The 15,091-nt window shown below is 53.8% G+C and carries 11 protein-coding genes and 1 tRNA gene; 7 read left to right on the forward strand and 5 right to left on the reverse strand.

All coding sequences use genetic code 11. The features are described from left to right. The first annotated feature begins 3 nt into the window (after positions 1 to 3). Together CpATCC19410_RS01150 and CpATCC19410_RS01155 are read left to right on the forward strand one after the other, a co-directional pair. Positions 4 to 276 (forward strand): hypothetical protein, encoded by a 273-nt coding sequence (locus CpATCC19410_RS01150; RefSeq protein ID WP_013241081.1) that lies wholly within the window; start codon positions 4 to 6, stop codon positions 274 to 276. After that, positions 273 to 605, forward strand: a complete 333-nt coding sequence (locus CpATCC19410_RS01155) for an Rv3654c family TadE-like protein (RefSeq protein ID WP_013241082.1) — start codon at positions 273 to 275, stop codon at positions 603 to 605. Before CpATCC19410_RS01150 ends, CpATCC19410_RS01155 begins: the two co-directional genes overlap by 4 nt. 31 nt (positions 606 to 636) lie before the next feature. Here the strand turns inward: CpATCC19410_RS01155 and CpATCC19410_RS01160 are convergent, their stop codons facing one another. Beyond that, positions 637 to 2,994 (reverse strand): Zn-binding domain-containing protein, encoded by a 2,358-nt coding sequence (locus tag CpATCC19410_RS01160; RefSeq protein ID WP_013241083.1) that lies wholly within the window; start codon positions 2,992 to 2,994, stop codon positions 637 to 639. A gap of 248 nt (positions 2,995 to 3,242) precedes the next feature. Between CpATCC19410_RS01160 and CpATCC19410_RS01165 the strand changes: the two genes are divergently transcribed. Continuing rightward, complete coding sequence (locus CpATCC19410_RS01165; RefSeq protein WP_013241084.1) at positions 3,243 to 3,446, forward strand: cold-shock protein; 204 nt, start codon at positions 3,243 to 3,245, stop codon at positions 3,444 to 3,446. Positions 3,447 to 3,687: 241 nt separating this feature from the next. Further along, positions 3,688 to 6,624 (forward strand): type I DNA topoisomerase, encoded by a 2,937-nt coding sequence (gene topA, locus CpATCC19410_RS01170; protein WP_014522099.1) that lies wholly within the window; start codon positions 3,688 to 3,690, stop codon positions 6,622 to 6,624. 134 nt (positions 6,625 to 6,758) lie between these two features. Here topA and CpATCC19410_RS01175 read toward each other — a convergent pair whose 3' ends face one another. Further along, the gene (locus tag CpATCC19410_RS01175; protein ID WP_014400943.1) at positions 6,759 to 8,732 is read right to left on the reverse strand and encodes an OPT family oligopeptide transporter; all 1,974 of its coding nucleotides are present in this window, start codon (positions 8,730 to 8,732) and stop codon (positions 6,759 to 6,761) included. Between the two features lie 207 nt (positions 8,733 to 8,939). Beyond that, the gene (locus CpATCC19410_RS01180) at positions 8,940 to 10,466 is read right to left on the reverse strand and encodes an adenylate/guanylate cyclase domain-containing protein (protein WP_013241087.1); all 1,527 of its coding nucleotides are present in this window, start codon (positions 10,464 to 10,466) and stop codon (positions 8,940 to 8,942) included. 47 nt (positions 10,467 to 10,513) lie between these two features. Between CpATCC19410_RS01180 and CpATCC19410_RS01185 the strand changes: the two genes are divergently transcribed. Together CpATCC19410_RS01185 and CpATCC19410_RS01190 are read left to right on the forward strand one after the other, a co-directional pair. Next, positions 10,514 to 11,716, forward strand: coding sequence for a DNA polymerase III subunit delta' (locus CpATCC19410_RS01185; RefSeq protein WP_013241088.1), 1,203 nt, complete (start codon positions 10,514 to 10,516; stop codon positions 11,714 to 11,716). Between the two features lie 103 nt (positions 11,717 to 11,819). Further along, positions 11,820 to 11,895: transfer RNA gene (locus tag CpATCC19410_RS01190), tRNA-Thr, on the forward strand. A 140-nt stretch (positions 11,896 to 12,035) separates the two neighbouring features. On the opposite strand, the gene CpATCC19410_RS01195 is transcribed toward CpATCC19410_RS01190, so the two are convergent. Then, positions 12,036 to 12,272 (reverse strand): hypothetical protein, encoded by a 237-nt coding sequence (locus CpATCC19410_RS01195; protein WP_014400945.1) that lies wholly within the window; start codon positions 12,270 to 12,272, stop codon positions 12,036 to 12,038. Between the two features lie 133 nt (positions 12,273 to 12,405). Further along, positions 12,406 to 14,052, reverse strand: coding sequence for an acyl-CoA synthetase (locus CpATCC19410_RS01200; protein WP_013241090.1), 1,647 nt, complete (start codon positions 14,050 to 14,052; stop codon positions 12,406 to 12,408). A 208-nt stretch (positions 14,053 to 14,260) separates the two neighbouring features. Here CpATCC19410_RS01200 and CpATCC19410_RS01205 point away from each other — a divergent pair, with 208 nt between their 5' ends. Next, a complete protein-coding gene (locus CpATCC19410_RS01205; protein WP_013241091.1) occupies positions 14,261 to 15,070 on the forward strand; it encodes a GDSL-type esterase/lipase family protein in 810 nt (269 codons plus the stop codon). The last annotated feature ends 21 nt before the right edge of the window (positions 15,071 to 15,091 follow it).

Genomic DNA, 15,091 nt, shown 5'->3' on the forward strand with positions numbered 1-15,091 from the left:
CTCATGAGCACCATAGAAACAGCAATCGTGTCAGCGGCACTCATTATTCTTGCAGCAGCGATGTGCAGCGGGATTGTTAGTGTCGCTGCACAATTAACTGCGATTGATAATGCGGGTGCTGCTGCACGGGCTCGTGCCATAGGCGTGGAGTTTACAGCTCCGCGAGGAACAATTGATTTCTCCGAATCCGGTGGATTGATTACTGCTACAGCGCGTGTTCCGAGCCCGTTGGGAACCCGAACCGCCACTGCGATTTTTCCCAAGGAGCAGCCATGAAAAAACTTCGACTAGCTATCTCCAATCAGGATGGAAATGCAACAATTCTAGGAGCAGGAATAATGGTGGCATTCTCTGCTGTGTTGTTGTGCTTTGTAATAATCGCCAATTCCGTTTTAGATCAGCACACCGCCCAAAATACGGCAGATCTCTCCGCAATCGCAGGGGCGACTGCCGCAACGCAAGGACTAGTCGCCTGTGAACAAACACAGAGAGTAGCAGCGCTTAATGATGCAGTGCTTATTGACTGTATTCAGATCCACAATGACGTCATCGTGGAAACCAAGGTAGGACAACAAACAGCGAAAGCACGAGCGGGGCCCTTATGAGCAGGGACCCGATAAACGCAGAGAACTTTGGCTAAGGAGTGACACCGAGCATCGTGCATATGGAACCAAGCAGTGCGACTGCGCCACCTTTGTCCAATGGACTGTTTCCGTTGCCGCACTTAGGCGACTGAACGCATGATGGGCATCCAGACTCACAGGAGCATGATCGGATCGCGTCAAAGGTGGTGGCAATCCACTCGGGAAAGCGCTCATAACCGCAATCGGTAAACCCCGCGCCGCCAGGGTGTCCGTCGTAAACGAATACGGTGGGTAGCCCAGTGTCTGGGTGCATCTCTGTGGACACACCGCCAATATCCCAGCGGTCGCAGGTAGCAATAAGTGGAAGGATGCCGATCGCCGCATGCTCAGCGGCGTGCAGCGCGCCGGGAACATCGGTGATGCCTAATTGATCCAAAATAAGTGGATCAATCGTGTAAGCAACTGCGCGTGTGATGAGCGTTTGCGGAGGCATCTGGAGTGATACTACGTCTAGAACCGATCCGTCTGGCGCTTTAACCACGTAGCCTGTGACTCTGTCGGTGACTTCCACATTTAAGTTGGAAACCCACAGGCCAGGTGCGGGATTGGCAACCTTGTCTACCTCACCTAATATGCGGATGTCTGTGGTACTTCGGGCGTAGGTGCTGTGATCAGGGGCATCAGGGTGGGCTAGCGCAAGGTGTTGCTCAAGGTCGAGGCTGCTAATGATAAAACTCTCTCCCCGGTGGAGGTAAACAGCACCAGGATGAACTTGAGAGACCGCCCGAGTCTGTTCGATGGTGCCCAAGACCCGGCCGTCGGTTTCATCCACAATGGTGATGGCAGATCCGGACCCTCGTAGGCTTACCAACTCATGTGCGGATGGCTCACCAGGTTTTTCAACAGCAAACCATCCGTGGCGACGGTGTTTCAGCAATCCTTCGCGCTCTAAGCGTTCAGCTACCTGCTGCGCCCCGAGGGAGTTAATCTCCGCGTCGGAAAGCGGAGCTTCTAACGCGGCGCAACAGAGATGGCCTGCCAGAATATGTGGATTGTGTGGGTTGAATACAGTGCGCTCGATAGGCCTGCCAAGAAGGGCCTCTGGATGATGGACCAAATACGTGTCCATGGGTTCATCACGAGCTACGAGAGTGACTAAGGACCCTTGACCACGCCGACCAGCTCGACCTGCTTGCTGCCAAAAGCTAGCGACGGTTCCAGGGAAGCCCGCGGTTACTACTGCGTCGAGCCCGCCTACGTCTATACCGAGTTCTAATGCATTGGTACTGGCTACGCCGAGCAGCTGGCCATTATCTAACTGCTCTTCGATTCTGCGGCGATCTTCGGCCAGATAGCCGGCTCGATAAGCTGAGATACGAGGCGCCAGATCAGGGCGTCCGTGGTAAGAAAGTTCCTCTGCGCAACGCAAAGCGGTGAGTTCGGCTTGGCGTCGGGAGCGAACAAAAGTAAGGGTTCGTGCGCCTTCTGCGATGAGAGTAGCCATGATGCTGGCGGCTTCCGACGACGCTGCGCGTCGCACGGGAGCACCATGCTCGCCTTCCACGCCATCGAGAAAGCCTGGTTCCCACAACATGATGGTGCGTGCACCGGTGGGGGCTGAATCTGTGGTGACTGCGCATACGGGACGCCCGAGGAGCAACTCGGCATGTTCGGCAGGGTTGTTGCTCGTAGCTGATGCCAAGATCACTGTGGGAGTGCTTCCATAGCGGGAAGCTATCCGGAGGAGCCGCCGTAGCACAAGGGAGACTCCAGCGCCGAAGACTCCTCGGTAAGAGTGGCATTCGTCGATCACGATAAATCGCAGATGCCGGAATAGCCGTGCCCAACGCTGATGATTGGGGAGAATCCCGGCGTGGAGCATGTCAGGATTGGTGAAGATGAAGCGGGACTGCTCGCGGATACCGGAGCGGGCATCGGAGGGCGTGTCGCCGTCGTAAGGCGCGGGGTGAACAGAGTCTAGTGCGTCGCCCCCTAAGGTTTGGGCTTCTTGCAATAGCGCTGTTACTGCATTGAGCTGATCTGAGCCGAGTGCCTTTGTAGGGGTGAGATAAATAGCGCATGCGGTGGAGTCGTATGCAAGACAAGAAAGTATGGGGAGCTGATAACCCAGTGATTTACCGGAGGAGGTACCTGTTGCAATGACGGTGTCTATTTTCTCCCATGCATTGTGTGCGACTTCTTGCTGGTGAGCGTACAACCGTTGGATGCCTCGGCTTATAAGGGCTTCTTTAACCGGGGGATAGACCCATTCTGGCCAATCTGCGTAGCGCGCTGGCTTGGCTGGGGTGGTTTCGAGGTGCGTACACGTGGAGTTGGGATACCTGTCTGCCACGATGGAAGCGAGCTCTTGGCCCAATTGATACCCCATATTGGGGTTAGCTTCGGCCATGGGAAATCCTTAATTATTTTAGTGCGACCTGCAATAATCTAGCATTTTTTAAATAACCTATCGCTGAGCGCTTAAACATGACACACTAGGCAGTGGTCGCCGAATCCAGCTAACGGTTGGTGGCATTTTTACAGAGGTGATCTGCGGGCTTTCCAACATGAAAGTTCGTGGTGTTTCCGAGGTGTGAGGATGAACGGCTCCACTGCAATTCGGTATTCACCGAAAATTCTAGAAGTAAGGTTTTAAATATGGCACAGGGAACTGTGAAGTGGTTCAACGCTGAAAAAGGTTTCGGCTTCATCGCACCGGACGATGGCTCCGCTGATGTTTTCGTTCATTACTCTGAGATTCAGGGCAATGGCTTCCGCACACTCGAAGAGAACCAGAAGGTTGAGTTCGAGATCGGCGAGGGAGCTAAAGGTCCTCAGGCTCAGCAGGTTCACGCTCTGTAATTCCTCTTAAGAGGAGTGTGTAGCGCCTACAAGCTTTAGTGCCTCTGGTGGTCATAAGATGACCGCCGGGGGTACTTTTTTATAATCGAGCCATCCGATAAGGGGGGAAGGAGAAATGCCTTTTCCTGCCTTATTAGTGTTTTTGGATGCTTGCGTTGGACAAAGGTGCGTAGTAGACCCGTACTATAAGGTGCCAACGCATTTTTATCGTGCTTTTTGTGAATTGAGGTTTTCACCTTTTATGGCTGAAAAGAGCGGACCTAAGCGCCTTGTGATCGTCGAGTCTGCGACGAAGGCTAAGAAAATTGCCCCTTACTTAGGCGACGACTACATAGTCGAGGCCTCCGTGGGGCACATTCGCGATCTCCCGCGAGGCGCTGCAGATGTTCCCACTAAGTACAAAAAGGAGCCGTGGGCCCGGCTTGGTGTGAACACAGAGAACGGCTTTGCGCCTTTGTATGTGGTTAGCCCGGACAAGAAGAAGAAAGTCGCCGATCTCAAGCAAAAGCTTAAGCTTGTCGACGAACTCCTACTGGCCACAGACCCCGACCGCGAGGGGGAAGCCATCGCGTGGCACTTGCTTGAGGTTCTCAAGCCTAAAGTGCCCGTGAAGCGCATGGTGTTCAATGAGATCACTAAACCGGCGATTCTGGCTGCTGCGGAGAACACTCGTGAGTTGGACGCGAACCTGGTCGACGCGCAGGAGACTCGTCGTATCCTCGATCGTCTCTATGGCTATGAGGTCTCCCCTGTGCTGTGGAAGAAAGTCATGCCGCGGCTTTCTGCTGGCCGCGTTCAGTCGGTGGCTACCCGCGTGATCGTTGAGCGGGAGCGTGAGCGTATGGCTTTTGTATCCGCCGAATACTGGGACATTGAGGCGGAATTTGATACGGGTAAGCCTGATACGGATGGCAATCCACATCAATTCACTGGCCGTCTTACCTCTGTCGACGGCAAACGCGTGGCTACGGGCCGCGATTTTAACGACCGTGGCGAGCTTAAAGGCGACGCGGTGGTCGTGAATAAGCAACGCGCTGAGGCATTGGTTGCGGAGCTGACAGGCGCTCCAATGAACGTGGCCAAGGTAGAAGAAAAGCCTTACACTCGTCGCCCTTATGCGCCGTTTATGACTTCAACTTTGCAGCAAGAAGCTGGACGCAAGCTGCACTTTACCTCTGAGCGCACGATGCGTATCGCGCAACGTCTGTATGAAAACGGCCATATCACTTATATGCGTACGGATTCCACGACGCTGTCGGAGCAAGGCTTAAAAGCGGCTCGGGAACAAGCTATTTCGCTTTACGGGAATGATTATGTGGCAGAAGGGCCGCGTCGTTATGACCGAAAAGTAAAGAACTCACAGGAGGCTCACGAGGCTATCCGTCCGGCAGGAGAGCATTTTGCTACCCCTGGAGAGCTGCACGCCCAGCTCGATGCCGAGGAATTTAAACTCTACGAGCTCATCTGGCAGCGCACCGTAGCTTCCCAAATGGCAGACGCCAAGGGCACATCCATGAAGGTGACCATTGCGGGAAAGAACGCTGAGTTCTCCGCTACTGGACGAACAATCACGTTCCCCGGCTTCCTGCGCGCATACGTGGAAATCACCAAGCTTTCCGACGGCCGCGACCTTGCCGATAACGCCGAGCGTCACCTGCCTCGTCTCGCTGAGGGCGATGCCTTAGACGTGAACAAGCTGGAAGTCGACGAGCACTCCACCAATCCGCCTGCGCGCTATACAGAGGCGTCGTTGGTGAAAAAAATGGAGGAGCTGGGCATCGGACGCCCATCGACGTATGCCTCGATCATCAAGACCATTCAAGATCGCGGATACGTTTACTCCCGCGGTAATGCTCTGGTCCCAAGCTGGGTAGCTTTTGCGGTTGTCGGTCTTTTAGAGAAGAGCTTCTCTGCTCTTGTCGACTACGATTTCACCTCGTCGATGGAAGATGAGCTGGATGATATCGCCGCAGGACGAGAAGACGGTACTGAGTGGCTCACTGGCTTCTATTTTGGAGATGCCGCAGCCTCCGATGCCACCGCAGAATCTATTGCACGTCACGGCGGGCTTAAAGCACTTGTCGGCGACAACCTCGAGCATATTGACGCGCGTTTGGTTAACTCCTTAGAACTCTTCCAAGACTCAGAAGGCCGTGCCGTTAATGTCCGCGTTGGTCGGTACGGCCCCTATATCGAACGGCAGATCGGCGTCAGTGCTGATGGCGAGGCCGAGTATCAGCGCGCCAATCTCTCAGACACCACCACCCCAGACGAGCTGACCCTCGATGTGGCGGAGAAACTGTTTGCGACTCCGCAATCTGGCCGTGAGCTGGGCAGAAACCCCAAGAACGATCGCATGATTGTGGCCAAGGAAGGGCGTTTTGGGCCTTACGTCACCGAGTTGGTTAACGATGATGAGCGTGCTCAGGTGGAAGCCAAAGCAGAGGAGATCGTCGCCTCTGAGCGCAAAGCTGAGGATGAGCAGCGTGCTGCCGAAGGCAAACGCGCCAAGAACTGGGAGACTAAAACTGCAGTTAAGCAGAAAGAAAAGCGGATCGCTGAGATCGTCGATGAGACTCTGAAGCCAGGCACCGCCTCACTGTTCAAGGATATGGAGCCAGCCACAGTTACGCTTGAGCAAGCCCTCCAGCTTTTGTCCTTGCCACGCGAGGTGGGAGTTGATCCTAGCGATAATGCACCCATTACCGCGCAGAACGGTCGCTATGGCCCCTACCTGAAAAAGGGTAATGACTCGCGCTCGCTGGCCAGCGAAGAGCAAATCTTTACTATCACTCTGGATGAGGCCCGCCGAATTTACGCTGAGCCTAAACGACGCGGCCGAGGCGCTACCTCCCAGTCTGTGATTAAAGAACTAGGCGATAATGACGTCTCCGGCAAGCCAATGTCCGTGCGTGATGGACGTTTTGGGCCTTATGTAACCGATGGCACTACCAATGCTTCTTTGCGACGAGGCGACGACCCCACGGAGCTTACAGACGCTCGTGCTAACGAGCTACTTTCGGAACGCCGTGCCAAGGAGGCTGCGGACGGTGGCGCAGAAAAGAAAGCTACGAAAAAAGCTGCGAAGAAGTCCACCAAGAAAACCACGGCGAAAAAAGCCGTGAAAAAACCTGCAAAGACTACAAAACGAGTGGTCAAAGCTGGACGTAAGAAATAGGTTACTGAAATTAGCCCCTTTGTAAGAGGGGCTAATTTTATATCTAGGCATGTACGCTCTTTGGCTTCCCGGCGAATGCAAAAAGCCCCTCTGATAGAACTATAGAAGTTCATTCAGAGGGGCCCTCTTATGTTTTATTCTGAGGCTTTGCTGCGTACCCAGCGGTAGAGTGAAACTACCAGGAGAACGAACACTATGATGCCTACGCCGGTGGCAACATTTTCGCCATAACCAAAGATCGCAAGTGGCGCTTCCATACCGGTTCCTCCGACCATAGCGGCATTGAGCACGCTAAAGAGGGACTCACCTACGATCACGCCGGTGGCAAGTAGAATGCCCATGCGCTTGGAAAACTCCGGATTACTTTGTTTCTTTGCCCACTTATCGTAGAAGTAGCCGATGAATGCACCTACCGGAATGATGGCAGTGAGCGCGATGGGGAGATAGATGCCCATGCCCACGGAGAGAGCAGGAAGGCTCCAGCCTTTGGTGCGCTTGAGCAACTCGTCGATGATGATGACGATGACCCCGATAATGGCGCCGAGCCCGATGCGGTTCCAGTTGAGGGAATCGCCGAAGATGCCCTCTGCTACAGAGGAAAGTAGTGCCGCCTGAGGAGCTGCTAGGGCGTTGTCACCTGCTCCTTCCATACCTACAAAGCCAAAGCCGTCGAGCATGAGTTGTAGAACGGGAGGGATGATGATTGAGCCGAAGATAACACCGATGATCAGTGCTACCTGCTGCTTCCACGGGGTGGCATTAACAAGCTGACCAGTTTTAAGATCTTGCAGATTGTCATTTGAGATCGTAGCGATGCCAAAGACCACCGCAGAAGTGAAGAGCGTGTATGCAACTAGAGCTGGGGCATTGGTATCAGACTCAGATCCGGTGACCACCTTGATTAGCAAGGCTGATGCTAGAACAACGATGATGCCTACACCAGAGATCGGGGAGTTGGGTGCGCCAATGAGTCCAGCCATGTAACCGCATACAGAGGCAACGATGAGACCAATGAGCAGAACGAATACGATGCTGAAGATAACGAGCGTTGCTGTGTGATGAGCAATCTCTGATGCGTGAATGAAGAGATAGAGCAAGGCGCTCACTGGCAGCATGGAGGCCAAGATGGTGCCAACAACTAACTTGAACGGAATATCGCGTTCGGTGAGATCGACGTCGCCTCCTGCGGCACGTGTGCGAGAGGAAGCCAGGGATTCTTTGATTCCCTTGACAATGGGGCCGATGATCTTGATCAGAGTCCATACTGCAGCTACTGCCATAGCACCGGCACCGACAAAGCGAACCTCACCGACGAAAGTCGAATTGACTACGCTAGCAAGCTCGCCGCCTTCCGCTAAAGGAGCAGCAGAGAAATAAGGAAATAATACGCCGTAGGAGATCAGAAGTCCAACGATCATAGAGATACCGACGGCAGGGCCAACCAGGTGTCCTACTCCAATGAGGGCGAGGGACAGGCTGGAACCAAACATGGTTCCACCAGCACCTACTTTAAAAGTAGTGGAGACTTCCCCTGCTACTCCCTTCATCGCTGTCAGCAGAGAGTAACCAACAGAAGCGATACCGCCCCAGACGATTACGGCGAGGCCTTTTTTATTGCCTTCGTATTCTTCAGCGTTGCCGGCGTCGTTACCAACTTTAAGGACCTCGGCTGCGGCTACGCCCTCGGGGTAGGGAAGATCAGAGCCGGTGACCAGAGCGCGACGCAACGGAATGGAGTACATAACGCCAAGGACGCCGCCAATTGCGCAGACAAAAGCTGTAGTCCAATAAGGAAAACCGCTCCACCATCCGACCATGATGAGACCGGGGAGGACAAAGATAATGGCGGACAGTGTGCCAGCTGCAGATGCGATCGTTTGAACGACGTTGTTTTCTTGGATGGTGTGCCCTGCAAAACGACGCAGAATCGCCATCGAGATAACAGCAGCGGGGATAGATGTGGCAAAAGTAATACCAACTTTTAGCCCCAGATAAACATTGGCGGCCGTAAAGACAAGAGTAATGAGGCCGCCGATGATTACGGCGCGCAAAGTAAGTTCGCGGATGCTGGAACCCGTCGATGGTTTCGCAATGTCGGTGTCAGACACGACATTTCCTTCCTAGTATGTGGGGAAAGATGCGCGGTTCACAGAAAGCTGACAAACACGCAAGAATCACAAAAGATCGGATTTAGCGTAGAACTGAGGCCCGGTAAAAGTCCATTCGGTTGATAGATAAACAATGTAGGTAGGAATGTTTTTGAGGAAACATGCCTACCTACACGGGAGAATGAACAGTGTATGGATATTTTTGGGTTAAGAACGATCCGCGAGCGTAGGTCGGATGGGACGTGCAAGCTGTGTCATCATGCTGCGTCCTCGGAGTTCTACGGACTTCATAAGCGTCCAGCGCGCTTGCTCCGCCTCGTTGGCCTTCTTTAACGTTGCAGCGTTGGTCAGAACACGGCCAGGAGTGTTCTTGGCTATCTCGGTGAGACGGGCTGCGGTATTCACGGCGTCTCCGATAACTGTGTATTCAAAACGATCAAGACCGCCGATATTTCCTGCAACAACGTGACCAGACGCAACCCCAATGCCGGCTTCAAGGCGCAGCCCACTGAGTTCTTGCCGCAGCTCGCGTGCGGCGGTGAGCGCATGCCCCGTGGCGTCGGAAAGCGTAATAGGGGCTCCGAAAACCGCCAGTGCGGCGTCTCCTTGGAATTTATTAATGCTGCCTTTGTTCCGGTGAACTACACCGACTACATGTTCAAAAAACTTGTTTAATTCTGCCACGACCTCTTCCGGGTCATGGTTGACGGCAAAGGTGGTGGAGCCGATGACGTCGACAAAGATCACCGCTACTTCTCTGTCCTCGCCACCCAGCTGGGGTTTTTCTTCAAGCGCTCGACGGGCGACTTCAGTACCCACATAGCGCCCAAAGATGTCGCGGACGCGCTGGCGCTCGTTGAGACCTCGCATCATCTCGTTGAAGCCTGCCTGCAGTACGCCGAGCTCGGAACCATCGTAGATGTCTACCTGGACGTCGCTTTCTCCTCGACGCACTCTGTTGATTGCCCCCTGTAACTCCAGGATGGGGTCTACAACACTCATAATGGACAAGGTTGTACCTAGGAATCCAGTAACAAGTGCCACAAGGGAGAGCGTGAGAACAGCCGGGATAATGTCTCGGATGTTATTGCCAAAGAGCCCCGCGTAGTAGCCCGCGATCATGAGAAGCACTCCGACGATGGGGACAGCTGAAGTTAACAACCACGTGAGCCGCAGACGAGAAGCGATGGGCGGCTCAAGAGTAGAGTCTTCAAACCGGCGGGCCAGCGCAGTAGCTGCTACAGGCCGTACCAGGCGCTCGGCCTCAAGATACGTCAAAACAATGACAACAGACCCGCTCAAGGCCGTGGCGACGATAATGGCCAAAGACAAACGTAGCGAGGTTTGCGCGGAAGCTACCGCCAGGATCACGATGCCAATAAGCCATACCAAGGCGCACAGAGTTGATTGGTAAAAGGGAATGCGCATGACAAGGTTTCGGACCATGTTGGGGTCGTGAATCTCTGGGTGGCGTTGCCAATCCAGGACCGGGCGGAACAACCTGAACGTCACCACGATGCCAAAGGCGACCGCCACCACTAAGTAACTGATTCCCAGGGTGGGGAGGTAACTGGTTCCTTTGGTAAAAGCCGCAAATTCTGGCAGGGGTACGAGGTATCGCAAAAACAGCATGACACCAACTGCGCCCAGCACATTAGAGCCGAGGACGGTGGTGGCGTACAGCGGCCACGATGTGCCAAAGAGCCATTTAAAGGCGCGCCACATTCTGGTCATGCCACTACTTTAACGGTCATACAAAACTAGCGATACTCTTGTTAACGATGAGCACCAACGACATCTTCTCGCATATGGGCGTGAGCGAGCACATTGCACCGGCCCTCCGAACTGCGGCGTATGCGGCGCGAGCGCATGAGGACGGCAGTGCAATGACTCATGCCTGGTTGTTCACGGGGGCTCCTGGCTCAGGGCGTTCGGTGGCGGCGGTAGCGTTTGCAGCGGCACTGGAATGCGAGGATCCCCATGTGGCCGGTTGCGGTCGGTGCCCGCAGTGCCGTTCAGTGATGGCAAACGCGCATGCCGATGTAGTGCATATTGTTCCCCGCGAGCTGTCTATCTCTGTGGAAACGATGCGTGCGGAAGTCGTTGAACCAGCTGCAAAACGTCCCACGGTAGGACGATGGCGCGTGGTAATCCTGGATAATGCGGACAGGCTTACCGACGGCGCCGCCAACGCCCTTCTCAAAACTGTAGAAGAGCCCCCCGCGCATACCGTGATCATGCTGTGCGCCCCCTCCACGGATCCAACAGACATTATCCCAACGCTGCTTTCTAGAAGCCGCCACGTGTATGTTCCGCAACCGACCACGGAGCAAGTAGTGGCTGTGCTTACCCGCGATGGGTCAATTACAGAAGAAGACGCACGGCTGGCAGCAGCTTCCTCCGGCGGTCACATTGGGCGGGCTCGCTGGTTGGCCCGCGATGTTGAGGCGCAGCGCCGCCGCGCGAGCATATTGAACATGGCTGAGCTTGTTTTCCACGGTGACCAGGCATTCCAAGCGGTGACCGGAATCGTGAAAACTGTGACAAAGCAAGTAGAGGAGCAATTGTCGCAAGAAAACGACGCAGAGCTAGATAAACTACGCAACTCACTGGGCATGGGCGCCCGAGGCAAAGGCGTGCATAAGGCTTTGCGAGGATATGAAGCTTTCGTGCGCGATTTAGAGGAAAAACAGAAAAAACGGAGGACGCGAGCAATTCGCGACAGTCTGGATCTGTCTCTTGTGGACCTAGCGGGGTTGTATCGTGACGCTATCATGATCAGCTCGCACGCAGACGTGCCTCGGACTCATCCCGATATGGTCGGCCTAGCAGAGGAATTGGCGCAGCGGGTAAGCGCCGAAGGGCTGGTTGCCTGTGTAGATGCGATAAATCTATGCCGGGAGCACATTAATCACAATGTTCGCCCAGAAGTGGCTTTCGATGCAATGATCGGACGTATTCGGCTGGCCTGTGGAGCGCACTAAGTGAGAAATGAGCGAAGATTGTGACACCTACGCACTTCGTTTTAAAGTTTTGACCGCTATGTTGTAAGCTTATCCGCGGACGTGACGCTATTGCGTTAAGCCAGCCGCCTTAGCTCAGTCGGTAGAGCGCTTCACTCGTAATGAAAAGGTCGCGAGTTCGATTCTCGCAGGCGGCTCCACAAAATCCCAGCTAGATTAACCTTTCTAGCTGGGATTTTCTTTTGTATAGGCTTAGTTCTGCTACATAAAACAGCGACTATTTTCGCACAAGCCTCAGAATGGATCTTTCAGTGCGCACCTAAAGATATTTAGGCGCAGATTAGTTGTTTCGCCGGCGGTTAACCCCGCAGATTGCCACCCAGATTCCGGTGGCTGCTACGGCAATGAAGCTAAGCCCTATGATCTGCTCCGAAAAGTGGCCATTTTTGAATGCAAAGAAGCACACCAGGATGAGAGCGATCCAGGAGAGAGCATGAAGAGCACCTGCCACTATGGACGCAGTGGAATGGGTCTTTTTGTTTTGCGGCAAGGAACATTGCGAGCGAGACGAGGCCATGGGAAAAACTCTACTAGAGCAGGATGTTTTCTGTGCAGGAGGCGGGTGTTTGCACAGGTAGGCTTTTCGACGCCCACCGCATGTTAGTATTCAGCCGCCACAGCTTTCTACTGTGGTGGCTGACCTATGCCTTTTAGGGCTTGAGCATGCGGGGGATTACTTTGCCCGTGGCATTGCGGGGGAGAGAGTCTACAAAGTGGACATCGCGAGGGATGGAGTGTTCCGCGAGATTATTTTTTACCCAGTCGCGGATGGAATCCTCGGTGAGGGCTGCCCCTTCAGGAGAATCTGAGCGAACGACCCATACCGCGATGCGCTCAAACATGTCCTCGTCTTCCACGCCGCTTGCGTAGAGATCAGCGATGCCTGCCATGGGCTCAAGGACTTCTTCGACGGAGCGAGGATACACATTTTCGCCTCCAACGATGATCATGTCATCTGCACGGCCGAGCACAAAGAGGTAATTGTTCTCATCGATATAACCGCGGTCGCCGATTTGGACCAGGTCTCCGACGCGTGGGATAGGGATGTTGGGGTCGGTGTATCCGGTGAGCGACAAGTTGTTATGGCAGAAGATACGGCCGGGGACTCCGGGTCCCACTGGATTGTCATTGTCATCGAGGATGACCAGCTGGGTACCCTTGCAGATTTTCCCAGCCACGGCCGGGTTTTCTGCGATTTCTTCCATACTGGCGATCGCGGCCGCAGAAATTTCAGTGCTGCCGTAGAGGTTGCAAAGGATTTTTCCAAAGCGCTCGTGGACGGCGTCGACAAGCCACGGTGAGAGCGAGTGGCCGGAGGAGAAGATGAATTTGAGGCTGGAGCAGTCGTAGTTTTCTTGGCCCTCGACCGCAAAGAATTGCTTCAGGAAGATGGGGGAGGAGATCATTGCGTCGATCTTGTGTTTTTGGACGTCTGCAAGCGCTTCTTGGGGGTCGAACTTACGGCGAGTAATAACCGTACAACGCAGGCCGAAGGCAATGTTCAGGCATGCCCATCCCCATGTGTGGAAGATGGAACCTGTGAGTTGGATTGTCATGTTTGCGCGCCACGGAACTTGTGTGAGCACGCTTTCTAACACCGTGGGAGCCGTGAGCTCTTTACGCATAACGCCTTTAGGAATGCCTGTGGTGCCGGAAGACATGAGCACGATGCTGCCGTGCTTGGGGAATGTAGGCAAAGAAATATCTGCGGTTTCCCACGGTTTTCTTACAATATCGTCCAGAGTGATCAATTCTGCGGTGCGCTGGGAGGAGACTTTTTCACGGTGTCCAACGATGACATGCAGGCCGGTGAGATCGGTGGGGAGGCGGTCTACAAATTCCTCATCGATCACCAGTACATTGATGCCATCGCGTTTAATACAGCCAACTAGCTGCTCGGGTGAAGACCCAATATTGAGGAGGTAGATCGAGGCCCCCACGTAGCCTTTAGCAGCAAGAGGATAAATGGATGCGCGGCCGTTGCGTGCCATGACGCCGATTCTTAAATCATTGATGCCGAGGGATGCAAAGTGCCGGGCGACGGTAAGCGAATCATTGCGTAACTGGCTGAAGGTCAGGGTGCCGTCGTCGTCGATAAGCGCTATGCGATTGGGGCAAATGCGATAGGCCTGCTCAACCTCGCGTGCGGTAGTAAACCTATAGCGAGCAAGAAGCTGAGGAATGGAAAAAATGGCGGAGGAGTTGCCTTCTACGTTGAGAATTCCTGAAGAAATAAGCGTTGGGGCAAGCTGGACCATTGCTTTAAGCGTTGATGGAACTCCACGTCGTGCTTTCATTGTAGGGAAACTCCTTGTAGAAGCGCAGGTTGTAATAAAAAAGGTTTATTTACCGATGATCAAAAAAGAATATTGGTTTAGCTGTGGATTCTGAAGATCTATTAATGAATATCGTTAAGAACTACTAAAACGTTAGCCATATCAGTAACATCTGTAACTTAATACTGAATATTTGCCTTGGCAAAACTAAGTCTCTATTAGGAAGAATATGCTTCGTAAACTTGTCACCGCCCTTACTTCAGCAGCGATCGTGGTTTCGCTGACCACGGCTCCCCAAGCACTCGCAGCTGAACGCAACATGGTAGTCCTTGGAGACTCTATTATTGCGGATTCCCCGGCGACACAGTTGCTAGCAGATCGTTTCACCTCATCGAGGAATTGTCGACGCTCCCCTGATAGCTATGCGGAACAAGCCGGGCGTCGCTTGGGGCTTCCTGTACGCAATTTCTCATGTCCGGGAGTGCAATCTATTTCCACAGGTTCCTTTTCCGGCGGACCCTTCAACGTAGAGGTAGATTCGGCCCTTAACAGTGGCGCTTTGAATACGGCTACCGCGCGAGTAGTGATCACCCATGGGTTCAACGACACATACTTCAACGGAGGTGAATCTGAGGGCGCTACGCGTGCACGTTTTGTCGCTGCTATGCGCCCGCAGATTGATCGAATCCGTGCAGCAGCCCCGCATGCGCGGATCCAGATCGTTGGCTATCCGACCATCGTTACTGGCAGCCGTATCTGTCCACTACACATCATTCCTAATATCACCCTTCCGGTGCCGGCGGGAGCGATGGAGCGCTGGGAGAACCTTGCACAGTGGATGAACGTAGACCTTGCTCATGCGACCGGGGTGGAATTTCTAGATTTAAAGCCGCACACCCGGAATAACGGCATGTGCGCTCCTGATGCAGACCGCTACTTCTCTGGCGTTATTGACTTCACCGCTGGCAGAGGCAATATGCCGCTCCATATCAATGCCCGCGGACATGAACGTATCGGCGAGATCCTAGCCAACAGCTAAATTATTGGTCAGTTCTTAAAC

The organism is Corynebacterium pseudotuberculosis, assembly GCF_002155265.1.
In the GTDB taxonomy this organism is placed as follows: Bacteria; Actinomycetota; Actinomycetes; order Mycobacteriales; family Mycobacteriaceae; genus Corynebacterium; species Corynebacterium pseudotuberculosis.

Excerpts from the sequence above, each read along its gene's own strand:
- CpATCC19410_RS01150 (WP_013241081.1), top strand. The coding sequence starts at position 4 with ATGAGCACCATAGAAACAGCAATCGTGTCAGCGGCACTCATTATTCTT.
- CpATCC19410_RS01155 (WP_013241082.1), top strand. The coding sequence starts at position 273 with ATGAAAAAACTTCGACTAGCTATCTCCAATCAGGATGGAAATGCAACA.
- CpATCC19410_RS01160 (WP_013241083.1), bottom strand. The coding sequence starts at position 2,994 with ATGGCCGAAGCTAACCCCAATATGGGGTATCAATTGGGCCAAGAGCTC.
- CpATCC19410_RS01165 (WP_013241084.1), top strand. The coding sequence starts at position 3,243 with ATGGCACAGGGAACTGTGAAGTGGTTCAACGCTGAAAAAGGTTTCGGC.
- topA (WP_014522099.1), top strand. The coding sequence starts at position 3,688 with ATGGCTGAAAAGAGCGGACCTAAGCGCCTTGTGATCGTCGAGTCTGCG.
- CpATCC19410_RS01180 (WP_013241087.1), bottom strand. The coding sequence starts at position 10,466 with ATGACCAGAATGTGGCGCGCCTTTAAATGGCTCTTTGGCACATCGTGG.
- CpATCC19410_RS01185 (WP_013241088.1), top strand. The coding sequence starts at position 10,514 with ATGAGCACCAACGACATCTTCTCGCATATGGGCGTGAGCGAGCACATT.
- CpATCC19410_RS01195 (WP_014400945.1), bottom strand. The coding sequence starts at position 12,272 with ATGGCCTCGTCTCGCTCGCAATGTTCCTTGCCGCAAAACAAAAAGACC.
- CpATCC19410_RS01200 (WP_013241090.1), bottom strand. The coding sequence starts at position 14,052 with ATGAAAGCACGACGTGGAGTTCCATCAACGCTTAAAGCAATGGTCCAG.
- CpATCC19410_RS01205 (WP_013241091.1), top strand. The coding sequence starts at position 14,261 with ATGCTTCGTAAACTTGTCACCGCCCTTACTTCAGCAGCGATCGTGGTT.